19 protein-coding genes are annotated in these 15,019 nt (G+C 43.3%); 12 read left to right on the forward strand and 7 right to left on the reverse strand.

Going from position 1 to position 15,019, the window contains the following annotated elements:
• Positions 1 to 3: 3 nt before the first annotated feature.
• From oppD to spx, 5 genes are all read left to right on the forward strand, one after another.
• On the forward strand, positions 4 to 1,080 hold the full coding sequence (gene oppD, locus NSQ12_RS06145; protein WP_077670618.1) for an oligopeptide ABC transporter ATP-binding protein OppD: 1,077 nt from the start codon (positions 4 to 6) through the stop codon (positions 1,078 to 1,080).
• Position 1,081: 1 nt separating this feature from the next.
• The gene (gene oppF, locus NSQ12_RS06150) at positions 1,082 to 1,999 is read left to right on the forward strand and encodes an oligopeptide ABC transporter ATP-binding protein OppF (protein WP_003245567.1); all 918 of its coding nucleotides are present in this window, start codon (positions 1,082 to 1,084) and stop codon (positions 1,997 to 1,999) included.
• A 105-nt stretch (positions 2,000 to 2,104) separates the two neighbouring features.
• The gene (locus tag NSQ12_RS06155) at positions 2,105 to 3,322 is read left to right on the forward strand and encodes an MFS transporter (protein ID WP_339176662.1); all 1,218 of its coding nucleotides are present in this window, start codon (positions 2,105 to 2,107) and stop codon (positions 3,320 to 3,322) included.
• 164 nt (positions 3,323 to 3,486) lie between these two features.
• Positions 3,487 to 4,065 (forward strand): GNAT family N-acetyltransferase, encoded by a 579-nt coding sequence (locus NSQ12_RS06160; RefSeq protein ID WP_003224597.1) that lies wholly within the window; start codon positions 3,487 to 3,489, stop codon positions 4,063 to 4,065.
• A 180-nt stretch (positions 4,066 to 4,245) separates the two neighbouring features.
• On the forward strand, positions 4,246 to 4,641 hold the full coding sequence (gene spx / locus NSQ12_RS06165) for a transcriptional regulator Spx (protein ID WP_014476435.1): 396 nt from the start codon (positions 4,246 to 4,248) through the stop codon (positions 4,639 to 4,641).
• Positions 4,642 to 4,683: 42 nt separating this feature from the next.
• Here spx and NSQ12_RS06170 read toward each other — a convergent pair whose 3' ends face one another.
• Complete coding sequence (locus tag NSQ12_RS06170; RefSeq protein ID WP_003232944.1) at positions 4,684 to 5,340, reverse strand: TerC family protein; 657 nt, start codon at positions 5,338 to 5,340, stop codon at positions 4,684 to 4,686.
• Positions 5,341 to 5,509: 169 nt separating this feature from the next.
• On the opposite strand from NSQ12_RS06170, the gene NSQ12_RS06175 reads away from it, so the two are divergent.
• A complete protein-coding gene (locus NSQ12_RS06175; RefSeq protein ID WP_119122854.1) occupies positions 5,510 to 5,650 on the forward strand; it encodes a hypothetical protein in 141 nt (46 codons plus the stop codon).
• Positions 5,617 to 6,273, forward strand: coding sequence for an adaptor protein MecA (gene mecA / locus NSQ12_RS06180; RefSeq protein ID WP_015252354.1), 657 nt, complete (start codon positions 5,617 to 5,619; stop codon positions 6,271 to 6,273). Before NSQ12_RS06175 ends, mecA begins: the two co-directional genes overlap by 34 nt.
• On the opposite strand, the gene NSQ12_RS06185 is transcribed toward mecA, so the two are convergent.
• Positions 6,268 to 6,390 (reverse strand): hypothetical protein, encoded by a 123-nt coding sequence (locus tag NSQ12_RS06185; protein ID WP_003245684.1) that lies wholly within the window; start codon positions 6,388 to 6,390, stop codon positions 6,268 to 6,270. The genes mecA and NSQ12_RS06185 overlap by 6 nt on opposite strands.
• A 43-nt stretch (positions 6,391 to 6,433) precedes the next feature.
• Between NSQ12_RS06185 and coiA the strand changes: the two genes are divergently transcribed.
• Positions 6,434 to 7,585: a competence protein CoiA gene (gene coiA / locus NSQ12_RS06190; protein ID WP_024573349.1), complete on the forward strand. Its 1,152-nt coding sequence runs from the start codon at positions 6,434 to 6,436 to the stop codon at positions 7,583 to 7,585.
• A gap of 229 nt (positions 7,586 to 7,814) precedes the next feature.
• Positions 7,815 to 9,644 (forward strand): oligoendopeptidase F, encoded by a 1,830-nt coding sequence (pepF, locus tag NSQ12_RS06195; RefSeq protein ID WP_003245178.1) that lies wholly within the window; start codon positions 7,815 to 7,817, stop codon positions 9,642 to 9,644.
• 37 nt (positions 9,645 to 9,681) lie between these two features.
• Here pepF and NSQ12_RS06200 read toward each other — a convergent pair whose 3' ends face one another.
• The 5 genes from NSQ12_RS06200 to NSQ12_RS06220 all read right to left on the reverse strand — a co-directional run bounded on the left by NSQ12_RS06200 (position 9,682) and on the right by NSQ12_RS06220 (position 13,033).
• Entirely contained in the window at positions 9,682 to 9,849 is a 168-nt protein-coding gene (locus NSQ12_RS06200) for a hypothetical protein (protein ID WP_003244944.1), read from the reverse strand.
• Positions 9,850 to 10,162: 313 nt separating this feature from the next.
• Positions 10,163 to 11,062: a protease adaptor protein SpxH gene (gene spxH / locus NSQ12_RS06205; protein ID WP_003245184.1), complete on the reverse strand. Its 900-nt coding sequence runs from the start codon at positions 11,060 to 11,062 to the stop codon at positions 10,163 to 10,165.
• Positions 11,059 to 11,457, reverse strand: coding sequence for a group 2 truncated hemoglobin YjbI (locus NSQ12_RS06210; protein ID WP_003232928.1), 399 nt, complete (start codon positions 11,455 to 11,457; stop codon positions 11,059 to 11,061). The genes spxH and NSQ12_RS06210 overlap by 4 nt, the downstream gene beginning before the upstream one ends.
• A 254-nt stretch (positions 11,458 to 11,711) precedes the next feature.
• A complete protein-coding gene (gene cwlQ / locus NSQ12_RS06215) occupies positions 11,712 to 12,446 on the reverse strand; it encodes a bifunctional muramidase/murein lytic transglycosylase (protein WP_249678509.1) in 735 nt (244 codons plus the stop codon).
• Positions 12,447 to 12,460: 14 nt separating this feature from the next.
• The gene (locus NSQ12_RS06220; RefSeq protein WP_015252351.1) at positions 12,461 to 13,033 is read right to left on the reverse strand and encodes a CYTH domain-containing protein; all 573 of its coding nucleotides are present in this window, start codon (positions 13,031 to 13,033) and stop codon (positions 12,461 to 12,463) included.
• A gap of 124 nt (positions 13,034 to 13,157) precedes the next feature.
• Here NSQ12_RS06220 and NSQ12_RS06225 point away from each other — a divergent pair, with 124 nt between their 5' ends.
• From NSQ12_RS06225 to NSQ12_RS06235, 3 genes are read left to right on the forward strand one after another with little or no spacing between them, the layout of a single operon-like run.
• Positions 13,158 to 13,526 carry a hypothetical protein gene (locus NSQ12_RS06225; protein WP_339176196.1) on the forward strand — a complete coding sequence of 123 codons (369 nt, stop codon included), beginning with the start codon at positions 13,158 to 13,160 and terminating at the stop codon, positions 13,524 to 13,526.
• Between the two features lie 28 nt (positions 13,527 to 13,554).
• Positions 13,555 to 14,190: a GTP diphosphokinase gene (gene yjbM / locus NSQ12_RS06230; protein WP_003245294.1), complete on the forward strand. Its 636-nt coding sequence runs from the start codon at positions 13,555 to 13,557 to the stop codon at positions 14,188 to 14,190.
• Positions 14,191 to 14,208: 18 nt separating this feature from the next.
• Entirely contained in the window at positions 14,209 to 15,009 is an 801-nt protein-coding gene (locus NSQ12_RS06235; RefSeq protein ID WP_003232918.1) for an NAD kinase, read from the forward strand.
• Positions 15,010 to 15,019 lie beyond the last annotated feature (10 nt).

Raw genomic sequence — 15,019 nt, forward strand, 5'->3', positions numbered from 1 at the left:
GGAGTGATACGGGTGACACGCCTATTAGAAGTAAAAGATTTAGCAATTTCATTTAAAACATATGGCGGAGAGGTCCAGGCGATCCGCGGAGTGAATTTCCATCTGGATAAAGGGGAGACGCTGGCCATTGTTGGAGAATCAGGTTCCGGAAAAAGTGTAACCTCTCAAGCGATTATGAAGCTGATTCCAATGCCTCCGGGTTATTTCAAACGCGGTGAAATCCTGTTTGAAGGGAAGGATCTGGTGCCGCTGTCCGAAAAAGAAATGCAAAATGTCCGAGGAAAAGAGATCGGCATGATATTCCAAGATCCGATGACCTCTTTAAATCCAACGATGAAGGTCGGTAAACAAATTACGGAAGTGCTTTTTAAACACGAAAAGATCTCGAAGGAAGCGGCTAAAAAACGCGCGGTTGAACTGCTGGAATTAGTCGGTATCCCAATGCCGGAAAAGCGGGTGAACCAATTTCCGCACGAATTTTCAGGCGGGATGAGGCAGCGGGTTGTCATTGCCATGGCGCTTGCAGCGAATCCAAAGCTTCTGATCGCCGATGAGCCGACAACTGCTCTTGATGTAACGATTCAAGCGCAAATTTTGGAATTAATGAAGGATTTGCAAAAGAAAATTGACACGTCCATCATCTTTATCACACACGATCTTGGTGTTGTGGCTAACGTTGCTGACCGGGTCGCTGTCATGTACGCGGGACAGATTGTAGAAACCGGTACGGTAGACGAAATCTTCTACGATCCGAGACATCCGTACACTTGGGGGCTTCTTGCATCCATGCCGACACTGGAAAGTTCAGGAGAGGAAGAGCTGACTGCCATTCCGGGCACACCGCCTGATTTGACAAACCCGCCAAAAGGAGATGCTTTTGCCCTGCGGAGCTCTTACGCGATGAAAATCGATTTTGAACAGGAGCCGCCAATGTTTAAGGTATCCGATACACATTATGTAAAATCGTGGCTGCTTCATCCTGACGCGCCAAAGGTAGAGCCGCCTGAAGCGGTAAAAGCGAAAATGCGTAAACTGGCAAATACGTATGAAAAACCTGTCTTAGTGAGAGAAGGTGAATGAATTGACTGAAAAACTATTAGAAATCAAACATTTAAAACAGCACTTTGTCACGCCGAGGGGAACGGTTAAGGCTGTAGATGATTTATCATTTGATATCTATAAAGGTGAAACATTAGGGCTGGTTGGTGAATCTGGCTGCGGTAAATCGACAACAGGCCGAAGCATTATCCGGCTGTACGAAGCAACCGATGGTGAGGTGCTGTTTAACGGCGAAAATGTGCACGGGAGAAAATCGCGGAAAAAGCTGCTGGAATTCAACCGCAAAATGCAGATGATTTTCCAAGACCCCTATGCATCTCTGAATCCGAGAATGACAGTTGCTGATATTATTGCTGAAGGCCTTGATATTCATAAGCTGGCAAAAACGAAAAAAGAGCGGATGCAGCGAGTTCATGAACTATTGGAAACAGTGGGATTGAACAAGGAACACGCGAACCGCTATCCTCATGAATTTTCCGGCGGCCAGCGCCAAAGAATCGGGATTGCCAGAGCGCTTGCTGTTGATCCGGAATTCATTATCGCGGATGAGCCGATTTCCGCTTTGGATGTATCCATTCAAGCGCAGGTCGTGAATTTAATGAAAGAACTGCAAAAAGAAAAAGGGCTCACATACCTGTTTATTGCCCACGATTTATCGATGGTCAAATACATCAGTGACCGCATTGGCGTCATGTATTTCGGGAAACTGGTTGAGCTTGCGCCGGCAGATGAGCTTTATGAAAATCCGCTTCACCCATATACAAAATCATTGCTTTCTGCGATTCCGCTTCCAGATCCAGACTATGAGAGAAATCGCGTTCGCCAGAAATATGATCCGTCCGTCCATCAATTAAAGGATGGGGAAACGATGGAATTCCGTGAAGTCAAACCGGGACATTTTGTGATGTGCACGGAAGCCGAATTTAAAGCTTTTTCATGATTCATCAATCCTTCAAGAGAATCTCTTGAAGGATTTTTTTGCGTCCTCATAGAAAGTGAGAATGATAACATTTACAATTAGAGGAAAAACCGGAGGCGAAATACGATTCAATTTCTGCATAACAAAAATGTTTTTGCGCTATTGCTGTCTCAATCTTTTCAATCTTTAGCAGGAGTCCTCGTCACAATCGTTTTAATGGTCCGGGTCTATCAAATGACTGACTCCGTTTTTTTGGCGGGCCTTATTTTATCGTTCATGTCGTTTGCGAGTATAGCAGCAAGCTTTTGCGTCTCTCCGGTGCTTCGCAATCTCGGTTTTAAAAAGGTGCTTGCGGGAGCGAATCTGCTGAGAGCGGTCTTTACAATACTGATGGCATACAGCGTCACTCATCACGGACAGGCATTCTTTTGGATTACGCTGCTGTTTGTGTTTTGTTTTTCCTTCGCGGGCGCTTTTTTTCAGCCGGCAAGATTTGCGCTGCTGCCGATTATTGTTCCAAAGAAGCAATATGTAAAAGCGAATGGTGTGATCTCCCTCTCGAATCAATTGTTCTTAACAGCAGGCTGGGGCCTTGGAGGCCTTCTGACGTACGCCGTCCCTTTTGAACTCGTTGTCGGCGCTGCCATTTGCCTGTTTGTTCTATCGGGAGCTTCCATCAGTGTGCTGCATGTAAATGAAGAAGAGGCTGTAGGAACTGCTGAAACAGCATCTGTCAGAAGTATATGGAAGGATTTAATGATCATCCCTATTGTAAGAGACATTACTGTAATGGACATGATAGAAGCTTTGGCGGGTTCCGTATGGTCATCTGCTATTCTCCTCGCATTTACTGCGGCTGTTTTGCATGAAACAGAGGTGTGGTGGGGGATGTTTAACGCTTCCTATTTTATAGGCGCAATTGTCGGCAGTGTGATTGCTATTCGTTTTTCTTCTTTTTTTGAGCGGAATATGGGCTATGCCATTATGTTCAGCTCGCTTGTAATGTCGGCGCTGACCCTTTTGTTTTCATTTTCTCCAGTCCCATTTTTATGCGCTCTGGCTTGTGCTGCAATGGGGCCTTTTTATCAGGTGCGTGATATTTGCCAGGAAACCATGCTGCAGGAGGTTATTCCCGAGCAGAAACGAATCGGAATCATGGCTGCAAAAAATGCGATTTTGACTCCTTGGTCAGGCGTCACCTACTCCATTATGGGGCTAGTGGCTGATGCTGCTGGTGCGAAAATAGCTTTTATCGCGGCTGCTGCATTATATATCATGACATTTCTGATTGCACTGGCGCAGCCCCGCCTGGTTCATTACAGGCGAGAAAATCGAGTTCAATGAGATACACTTCAAAATGAACGGAGCAGCTGGCTCCGTTTTTGCTGAAAAAAAAATGAAACCATGGCGGAAGTTCGCACGTCTTTATAGATGTAAGGCTGTTTAAACAAGAAGAAATGGGGTATATCTAAAAGTATGAAGACAACGAACTCATAAGGAGCAAATCAATGAACTGGTATGAAAAGCTTAGCGAGTACTTTCCAATTGAAGAAATGAAATCAAAAGCGCATATGGAAGCTCTTCTGAAAGAGCGAAGCGATATTTATCATAAAGATGAAGGCAAACATCATATTTTAATGTTTGCGGAATTCGATTCTTTTATCTTCGTTGATTATCTGTATGTGTCTAAGGATGCAAGAGGGCAGGGGCTTGGCGGCAAATTGATCGCGAAGCTGAAAAAGAAAAATAAGCCCATATTGCTCGAGGTGGAACCTGTGGATGAAGATGATACTGATACAGAAAAACGCCTGAGGTTTTATCAAAGAGAGCATTTCAAGCATGCTCAGTCAATTGGGTACCGGCGCCGGTCATTGGCTACGAATGAAGTAAACAAGATGGAGATTCTGTACTGGTCACCAAAAACAGAATCAGAAGAAGAAATTCTTGAAGCCATGAAACAAACATATGAAAACATTCATACTTATAAAGACGAGAAATGGTACGGGGAATCGTACGAAAAAACGGATGAAGTCCTGAAACTCATTGATGAAGAAAAACAAAAAAATATTTTCGATCAGTTAAGCTAATTGAGAATTAGAACATATCATAAACATTAAAAATTTGCTGGATTGACACATTTTTTTCTTAGGATACTGTTCACACTTACTTTTTTATAGTATAATACCTGTAAAGATTCCTTTTTTAGAGTAATTTCAATTTAAGAATAAAATAGATGTTCATCCTACTAATTAGAGGAGTGAAGATGAATGGTTACACTATACACATCACCAAGCTGTACTTCATGCAGAAAGGCGAGAGCGTGGCTCGAGGAGCACGATATTCCATTTGTAGAAAGAAATATTTTCTCTGAACCTTTATCAATTGATGAAATAAAACAAATTCTTCGAATGACTGAGGATGGTACAGATGAAATCATCTCAACCCGTTCAAAAGTATTCCAAAAACTGAATGTGAACGTTGAATCTATGCCGCTGCAAGATTTGTACCGCTTGATCAACGAGCATCCAGGGTTGCTTCGCCGTCCGATCATCATTGACGAAAAACGTTTGCAGGTCGGATATAACGAAGACGAAATCAGACGTTTCCTGCCAAGAAAAGTTCGCTCTTTCCAATTAAGAGAAGCACAGCGTTTGGCAAACTAATAGATCGTATCATCAAAAGAAGGCTGAGTCATCAGCCTTCTTTTATTTTTCAACCTGCTGGTAATAAATGCTCGCAAGGATGACAAACGCAACCGTCAAAATGGGGAGGAGCGTTTCAACTGTGCCGTGCTGCGCCATAAAAAGCGACAGCTTTTTGTCTCTGACAATCATTTCTCCGCCAGTATAAGCAAGCAGCCCGCTTCCCGCGTAAATCAGAAGCGGTATTTTCTCTAGTGCAATATGGATGAGTTTGCTGCCCCAAATAATAACCGGAACCGATACACACAAACCTATAACAACGAGAGAAAACTCACCGTGTGATGCTCCCGCAACTGCGATGACGTTGTCCAGCGACATAAAGAGATCTGCAAGCACAATCGTTCGTATCGCTCTCCACAGGGAGGTGCTGCTTTTAATGTGTTTCGTGTCTTTTTTTTCAATCAGCAGCTGATATCCTAAATACAGCAGGAAAATTCCGCCGGCGCACTGCAAGAACGGAATGTTCAAAAGATATACTGCTGCACTTGTTAATCCGATTCTCATGGCAACGGCAATAAATGTTCCGAGAATAATGGCTTGCTGTCTTTGCTTGTCCGGCAAATGTCTGCTGGCCATGGCAATAACAACCGCGTTATCTCCGCCGAGGATCAGGTCAATCCCAACAATGACAAGCAGAGAAATCAGATAGTCATGCTCCATGAAGCGGCACCTCGCTTTCAGTCCTTCGCTTGTACTACTACTATATGAGACAGGTCATATTTTATGATATCAGCCGCCTGATCTGCCGTTTTTTAGGCAAAGGTGCATTTTTATTTCTTTTGTGACTGTTTTATCATAAAATAGAAATACAAAGGAATTCACACTGGCCTTGGTTAAGGTTAAGATGTGGACGGAATGGGTAAAGTGTAGTAAAGTACAATTAATCGGGAGCTTAGATGTCCCTTCAACATCTTATATAGAAGGGAAGGTTGGCAAATGGAAATTGAAAGAATTAACGAGCATACAGTAAAATTTTATATGTCTTACGGAGATATTGAAGATCGCGGTTTTGACAGAGAAGAAATTTGGTATAACCGTGAGCGCAGTGAAGAACTTTTCTGGGAAGTCATGGATGAAGTTCATGAAGAAGAGGAATTCGCTGTGGAAGGCCCACTTTGGATTCAAGTTCAGGCACTGGACAAAGGATTAGAAATCATCGTCACAAAAGCCCAGCTTTCCAAAGACGGACAAAAGCTCGAACTGCCGATTCCTGAGGATAAAAAGCAAGAACCAGCATCTGAGGATCTTGACGCCTTGCTGGATGATTTCCAGAAAGAAGAGCAAGCCGTCAATCAGGAAGAGAAGGAGCAAAAGCTTCAATTTGTCTTGCGATTTGGCGATTTTGAGGATGTTATTTCTCTATCTAATTTGAACGTTAACGGAAGCAAAACGACTTTATATTCGTTTGAGAACCGATATTATTTATATGTAGATTTTGGCAATATGACTGATGAAGAGGTTGAAAATCAACTAAGCATCCTGCTGGAGTACGCAAATGAATCCTCAATCAGCATACACCGTCTTGAAGAGTACGGCAAGCTGATTATTTCAGAGCATGCTCTAGAAACGATAAAAAAACACTTTGCATCATAGCAAACCGATTTCCTTCCGGAAATCGGTTTTTTTTATGCACGAAAATGCCATTTTAGAGATGTGAAAAATCAAAAACATATAGACAAGCAGAAAATACAGCGAACAGGAGTTGATCATCTTTTCTAGAAAGTATACTTCATCTGGAAAGGAGAGATGACAATTGTTTAGTGCTGTGACTGAAGACGGCCAAATGTTTCACCTTCTAGGCGCTCAGCAAAACCAGAAATTAAAGCGGAGACGGTTCTTCTGTCCGGTATGCGGAGGAGAGCTAGCTGTGAAGCTCGGACTTCAAAAAGCGCCGCATTTTGCCCATAAACAGAACAAGTCCTGCTCCATAGACATCGAACCGGAAAGCGCCTACCACTTAGAAGGAAAAAGACAGCTGTATGTATGGCTGAAAACGCAACGGGCTTCACCAATATTGGAGCCGTATATAAGGACAATCAACCAAAGACCGGACGTCATGGCAAGAATTAAGGAGCATATGCTTGCTGTTGAATATCAATGCGCCACTATCGCTCCAGATGTCTTTCAAAAGCGGACAGAGGGCTTCAAACAAGAAGGAATCATCCCGCAGTGGATTATGGGATACAGCCGCTTAAAACGGACTGCTTCGTCCTTTTATCAGCTTTCAGCTTTTCATTGGCAGTTTATCAATGCAAGTCCATACAGAGAGCTGATATGTTATTGTCCTGAAAGGCGTTCTTTTCTCCGGCTCAGCCACATCATTCCATTCTATACAAACCATTCTTATTCCTCAGTCCAAACGATCCCTATCCATCGGGCAGGTGCAGACGATCTTTTTTTCACTGAACCGAAACCCTCAATTCAATATTCAGGCTGGACGAAAGCGATTCACCGTTTTCGCCATAAACCCCATCGGTTTAACTCAAAGGAAACAAATCGCCTTAGGCTGCTGTTTTATGAGAAGCGGCAGACACCTTTTTCTTTTCTGCCGACTGAAGTGTTTGTTCCTGTTAGAAAAGGGGCAGTTTTTAAGAGTCCGGTTTTTGTGTGGCAGGGGTTTCTTTATTTGTTTATGACGGATCTTGGAGATAAACGTGCGCCAATTCGTTTTTCAGCCGTTTTGCAGCAGTGCAAACTGCACATTCATAATAAGAACATTGCACTCAGGTTCGAATGCAGCGAAGAGTGTCTTTCAGAAGCGGTTAAACAGTATATTGATTTTTTGTGCAAGAAGGGATTTTTAAGGGAGACTCAGAAAGAAGTATATGTGCTGAATCAGCCTGCAGGCGGCATACACTCCATGCAGGATCTCATAGAAAGAGACCGCAGCTGTTTTATAGAATGAGTTTGTCTTATTTGGCTCACCCTAAGACAAAGGTGGTGGGCAGGCTGTGAAAGGCACAAAAGGAAAGGTTTTTCGTGTTTTTACTGCTTTTTTGGCATTCGTTCTCTTCATTACTGCATATGATTTGACAAAAGGCAGTGAAAAACCGGAAGATATTCACAACACAAGTTTATTGAGAAACAGCTGTTTTTTCAATTGGCTTGAATCAAAGAAGACGAGGGGGATCACCATGGCTGAGGAAAAAAAAGCAAACCAACTGCCTGACAGAAGTGAGGTAAAGGCAGAAGACACATGGAGACTTGAGGATATTTTTCCTAGTGATGAGGCCTGGAATAAAGAATTTCAAGCTGTAAAAGAATTAATTCCGAATTTATCTAAGTATAAAGGAAAGCTGGCAGATTCAGCTGATCATTTATACGAGGCTCTTACGTATCAAGATAAAGTGATGGAGCGGCTGGGTAGGCTGTACACATATGCGCATATGCGCTCTGACCAGGATACTGGGAACTCCTTTTACCAGGGGCTGAATGACAAGGCGGGAAACCTGTATACACAGGCCGCAAGCGCGACAGCTTATTTGGTTCCGGAGATTTTATCCATAGAAGAAGACAAACTGCAGCAGTTCATTCTTGAAAAAGAAGAATTAAAGCTGTACTCTCATGCGATTGAGGAGATTACAAAGGAACGTCCGCATGTGCTGAGCGAGAAGGAAGAGGCACTGCTTGCTGAAGCCTCCGAGGTACTGGGGTCATCTTCAAATACATTCAGCGTGTTAAATAACGCAGATATAACGTTTCCGTCCATTAAAGACGAAGATGGGAATGAGAAACAGATCACTCACGGCAACTTTATTAATTTCTTGGAAAGTGAAAACCGTGAAGTCCGCAAAAATGCGTTTGACGCAGTGTATAAAACGTACGGACAATATAAAAACACAATGGCCACGACGCTAAGCGGCACTGTGAAAAAGGACAACTTCTACGCGAGAGTGAAAAAGTACAAGTCCGCGCGTGAGGCTGCGCTTTCTAACAACAGTATTCCTGAGGAAGTATACGATAACCTTGTTAAGACGATTAATAAGCATTTGCCGCTCCTGCACCGCTATATTGCGCTAAGAAAGAAAGTGCTTGAGCTTGATGAAGTGCATATCTATGACCTGTATACACCGCTTGTGAAAGATGCTGGGATGAAGGTGACATACGAGGAAGCCAAAGATTACATGCTGAAAGGCCTCGCACCTTTAGGGGAAGAATATGCCTCTATCCTAAAAGAAGGACTGGAAAACCGCTGGGTGGACGTTTACGAGAATAAAGGCAAACGCAATGGGGCTTATTCATCAGGAGCTTACGGCACGAATCCGTATATTTTGATGAACTGGCATAATAACGTCAATAATCTCTTTACGCTCGTGCACGAGTTTGGACATTCCGTACACAGCTACTATACGAGAAAGCACCAGCCTTATCCATACGGCAATTACAGCATCTTTGTCGCGGAAGTTGCCTCTACGACAAATGAAGCGCTCCTTGGCGAATATTTGCTGAACAATTTAGAGGATGAAAAACAGCGCTTATATATTCTCAACCATATGCTTGAGGGCTTTAGGGGAACGGTCTTCAGACAAACGATGTTCGCTGAATTTGAACATCTGATTCATACAAAGGCGCAAGAAGGCGAGCCGCTTACACCTGAGCTTCTGACAAATGTCTATTACGACCTGAATAAAAAGTATTTTGGAGACGGCATGGTGATTGATAAGGAAATCGGCCTTGAATGGTCGCGTATTCCGCACTTCTATTACAATTACTATGTGTATCAGTATGCGACAGGGTACAGCGCTGCCCAAGCATTAAGCAGCCAGATTTTGAAGGAAGGAAAGCCGGCGGTTGACCGTTATATTGACTTCCTGAAAGCGGGAAGCTCACAATACCCGATTGATGTCCTGAAAAAAGCGGGTGTTGATATGACGTCTCCAGAGCCAATCGAAGCCGCGTGCAAAATGTTTGAAGAAAAACTTGATGAAATGGAAGAGCTGCTGATGAAAGTCAAGCAGTCTTAAAAAAGTAAGCCTGTGCGGAAATGACGCACAGGCTTTTTTAAAACCCTTTAAAGGTTTTCCGGTGATTCAAGCGGTAGAGGGTAAACAAAATAGACAGAAACAGCAGAGGAGAGGTAATATAAAGCGGCAGCATATGCATCATGCCTAAGATATTCAAGCAGAAAAAAACAGCAATGCACACAATTGAGATCAAAGTAGACATCATGGCGGTCCTCCTCGTCCTTTTTCCTTATAAGGATATGAGTGAATGCACTTCGTTATGTTTTGTGACAAAAATATGAACATTAAGCATAGAGGTTGTCAAAAGTCGACATCTTTTGTTATCATAAGGATGTGAAATTGATCACAAACAAACATTACCCCTTTGTTTGACCGTGAAAAATTTCTCCCATCCCCTTTGTTGTCGTTAAGACATATGAAACCGCGCTTATCCCGGCGCGGTTTCTTTAGTGCTAAAAATGGAACGTACGTTTGGTTACGGCATAAAAAAACAGCCTCAAGCATATGCACGCCTGCGGCTATTTTTCACATGATTGATATTCATCAGAATAAGTGCTGAGAGACTTCCAAAACATTCCGTGTTTGGCTTCCACTTTGGCAACCTTTTTAGCAAACGCCAGTTTTTTCATTTCTTTTTCTACCTCTTCAAGGCTCAGGTCATATACAAGAGCAATTTCCTTCGAGGCAACGAAGCGGAAATATTCAATAAAACATTCTAAAGGCGGTGTTTCCGACGGCTTCGGCTCGTCGCCAAGCATCTCAAATAAAATTTCTTCATATACATCATATGAGTAGCTGCCAGGAACTTTAAGCCCTTCATCCTCATGCTGCGTATTAAAAAACGTCAGTGTCGGATTAACAGAAACATCCATCTCAGCAGCAATTTTCATGTCACATTGAAGCGCCTTGACCGCGCTTTGAGAATGCAGATCTTTTTTGAATTCTTCAAGATCGAGACTTGTATTTTCAGCAATCTCCAAAAGCACGTTTTCATCCGTAATATTTTTCTTTGAAACAAATAGGCTCTCCTGCATATTTCTGAGAAATTGCATGCCGGCTTTTCGTCCTTGCAATTCGGCTGCTTTAAAAGCGAGAGCAGCCATATAAGGCGATGAAAGCGGCTGATCCTGTTCGAACCAGACATTGCCGTCACATGACATGCCAGAGCGGCTCGCGATCTTTTCCCATGCTTCTGCGAGAAGATGCTTTTTTCGCTTTTTATTTAAAGCGGTAAGGCTTGCGGAAGCGATAATGCGTAAGGTGAAAAAACGTCCGTATCTGATTTTTAGCTTTTTGATGACGGGCTCTAAGGACCAGCATTCTGGACATAAAGGGTCTACAAACATATAAATTTCAAGCGGCTTTTTTGGATGACCGTGGCAATGGGCGAAGTATAGCTCATGCTGATAGTTTGTCAAGATGATCGATCCTCCGCTTCCGTTTGATTCACCATATGCCTTGCTGTCAACTCCAGCCGGCCAAACAAAAACTCACGAATTTCGCCCTCCAGCCCTACATGGTCCATTGCGTCCTTCATACAGCTGAGCCACGCATCAGCTCTCTCGTTTGTAATTGGAAAGGGAAGATGCCTTGCTCTGAGCATAGGATGGCCGTGCTCCTCAGTATAAAGCGGAGGCCCGCCTAAATACTGAGTTAAGAATTGCTTCTGTTTCCTGGCGGTTTCTGTCAAATCGCTTGGAAAAATCGGCTTCAGCAAAGGATGAGACGCGACACGCTCATAAAAAGTATCAACAAGTTGCGATAGAAGTTCCTCTCCAATCGCTTCATAAGGTGCGTTAAACGATTGTCCCATGTTGACTACTCCTTTAAATATGGCTAATAGGAATCATAAATCCTATTGCAAAAAGTAATTTTCTGTATTTCATTGTTTCATCTAGATTTATTTTAGCAACAAGGCATCATTTCTACAAACAAACTGCCTTTTATGCGTTTGATGACTCATTTCGGCTGACAGCCGGGGTTTGTATTTCATATCATATCACATAAAAATCAGGAATGCGTAAGATTTCACTCCGCAAAAAAACCAGAGGGAAAGAGCACCTCTGGTTACGCGTAATAAGCTGAAGTTATTTTTTTTACATAGTTTTGCGTTTCTTGGAAAGGAGGAATGCCTCCGTATCGGTCAACATTCCCCGGTCCGGCGTTGTAAGCCGCTAATGCCATAGACACATTGCCGTCGTATTTATCCAGCATTTGTTTTAAATATTTCGTTCCGCCCTCCACATTTTGCTGCGGATCAAGCGGATTGGAAACGCCAAGTGAGCTTGCTGTTGACGGCATCAGCTGCATGAGGCCCATCGCACCTGCTCCGCTGACCGCTTTTGCATTAAAGCCTGATTCCTGTTTGATGACGGCGCGGATCAGTTTTTCATCAACGCCATATTTATCAGCGGCTTTTTTAATCGCACTGTCAATAGAGAAGTCTCCCGAACTGATCTGATTTGCTTCATGTTTGTTTGAAGCTGAATCTGCAGCAGCTGTTTCAGTGCTTTCTGCCGCTTTTGTGATTGAACCTGAATTGCTGCTCGTATATGAGTTAAGCCCATACGCTGAAAGCAGTGACGGCGCTGTTGTATTCGCGCTGTTCAGCATGCTGAGCGGGCTTGGCGATGAAGAAGGTGCTGATTGCTGAGATGTCAGACCGTTTGTATATTGGCTGAGCAAAGAACTGAAACTTGAAAGCGGGCTTTCCGTATTCTGAGTGTCCGTGCTGCTGCGTGCATTAGATATGGACTGTAATGCCTGAAGCTGAAGTAATGCTGCCCAATTCGTTACATTCACGATGTCATTCCACCTTATATAGACTTTCGTTTTTCTTCATAAAAACGCAGAATTTTATTTTTGGTTTCGCGCTGAGGAATGCTGAATTGCTGAAGCAGCTTTTCGAAGGCTTGTCTGCCCTCATGCCAATCCGCCGCCTCAAATTCAATTTCATAGTCCTCTTTATTTAAATATCGGCTGTGGTCTAAAACTATTAAGCCTTTTTCTGTTTCTTTTTCCGCACGGTTTGTTGCTAAAGATCCAAAGTATTGTATGGCATCCGTATCGATCTGAAGCTTGTGCAGCTGGTCCTTCACAGGGCCCTCGGGAACTGAAAATCCAGCGAGATCTGATACCTCTGAAAGCTGCTGGTGCGTTTCCAGAAGCCCCACATCAGCCGGCTCCTTTAATGTAAGGACATACTTTCCGTTTTTTCTGCGGATACGAAGCGCAGCATGTTTTTGTTTCAGCGCGAAGCTGTCTGTATCAAAATAATGATTCTTTTGATCTGTAAAATCTTTTTCTGTCAGCTGGAGTGCCGCTGCTATGTTTTTGAATTCTTGTTTGGTCAGCATGTTTTTAAATTCGATTTCAATTTCTTGGCTCATGATGCTCTTCCTTTCCGCCCTGTAAATCTTATTTTTACTATTATCTCTTTAGATGTTAGGTTTATCAATATCGAGCTCGATATGATAAAATGAATCTGTACTTTGTTTAAAAAAGGAGAGCATTATGCAAAACAGAATCGAAATTTTGAATGCAACATTATCGGATGATCAGCTTCGCCTTACTTGTCAGACAGAAGGAAACGAAGCGGAACGCAAGCCGTCAGGTCAAATGCTTGTTGATTCTGACCACTTTGCTTTTGTATACATACTTGAATTAGCTGATTCTTTTGAATATGTCATTATAAAGGAACATGTATGGCCGGAACTGAAGCAGGCCCATGCACAAAAAATACCGGTTGTTTTAGAGGCAGGAGACCAAACAATTGAACTGGCAGGCCTGCATGAGGAGCTGGAATATCTTTTAGAAAATATAAAGGATAATGCAAACTACGGAGAAGAAATGGAAGAAAAAGTGAAACGCGTGTTTTTATAGAAACTGGTTCGGAATTGGGGGATGTATGATGGATGACAAACAATGGGAGCGTTTTTTAGTGCCGTACCGCCAGGCTGTCGAAGAGTTGAAAGTGAAGCTCAAGGGGATCCGCACACTATATGAATACGAGGACGACCATTCACCGATCGAATTTGTGACCGGACGCGTCAAGCCTGTGGCGAGCATACTTGAAAAAGCGAGACGGAAAAGCATACCGCTGCATGAAATTGAAACCATGCAGGACATTGCTGGCCTTAGAATCATGTGCCAATTTGTCGATGACATCCAAATCGTAAAAGAGATGCTTTTTGCCAGAAAAGATTTCACCGTTGTGGATCAGCGAGATTATATTGCGGAACATAAAGAGAGCGGATACCGGTCATACCATCTTGTTGTGCTGTACCCTTTGCAGACGGTATCCGGAGAAAAGCATGTTCTCGTGGAAATACAGATCCGTACACTGGCGATGAATTTTTGGGCGACCATTGAGCATTCATTGAATTATAAATACAGCGGAAACATTCCTGAAAAAGTAAAACTAAGGCTTCAGCGCGCCTCTGAAGCGGCTTCCCGGCTTGATGAAGAGATGTCGGAGATCAGGGGTGAAGTACAGGAAGCTCAAGCTGCCTTTTCAAGAAAGAAAAAAGGAAGCGAGCAACAATAGGTAAAGGGGAAGAAGAGCATGAAATTTGCCGTATCATCAAAAGGAGATCAAGTTTCTGATACGCTGAAAAGCAAAATACAGGCGTATTTATTGGATTTTGATATGGAACTGGATGAAAATGAACCGGAAATCGTTATTTCAGTCGGAGGCGACGGAACGCTTTTGTATGCTTTTCACAGATACAGCGACCGCTTGGACAAAACAGCATTTGTCGGCGTTCACACAGGTCATCTGGGTTTTTATGCCGACTGGGTTCCTCATGAAATTGAAAAACTTGTTCTTGCCATCGCGAAAACGCCGTATCATACAGTCGAATATCCGCTTCTCGAAGTCATTGTGACCTATCACGAAAACGAGCGGGAAGAAAGATACTTAGCTTTGAATGAATGTACGATTAAAAGCATCGAAGGAAGCCTTGTTGCTGATGTGGAAATCAAAGGGCAGCTCTTTGAAACCTTCCGGGGCGACGGCCTCTGCCTGTCAACTCCATCAGGCAGCACAGCCTACAATAAGGCGCTGGGCGGAGCGATTATCCATCCGTCTATCAGGGCGATCCAGCTTGCGGAAATGGCTTCAATTAATAACCGCGTGTTCCGTACGGTCGGGTCACCTCTGCTTCTCCCATCCCATCATGATTGCATGATTAAGCCGAGAAACGAAGTTGACTTTCAAGTGACGATTGACCATTTAACCCTTCTCCATAAGGATGTAAAGTCGATCCGCTGCCAAGTTGCATCCGAAAAAGTGCGGTTTGCGAGATTCCGTCCGTTTCCATTTTGGAAAAGAGTCCAGGATTCGTTTATTGGAAAAGGTGAATAGAAAGAGGACA

Origin of the sequence: Bacillus sp. PS95, assembly GCF_037963565.1 — a bacterium.
GTDB lineage: Bacteria > Bacillota > Bacilli > Bacillales > Bacillaceae > Bacillus > Bacillus subtilis.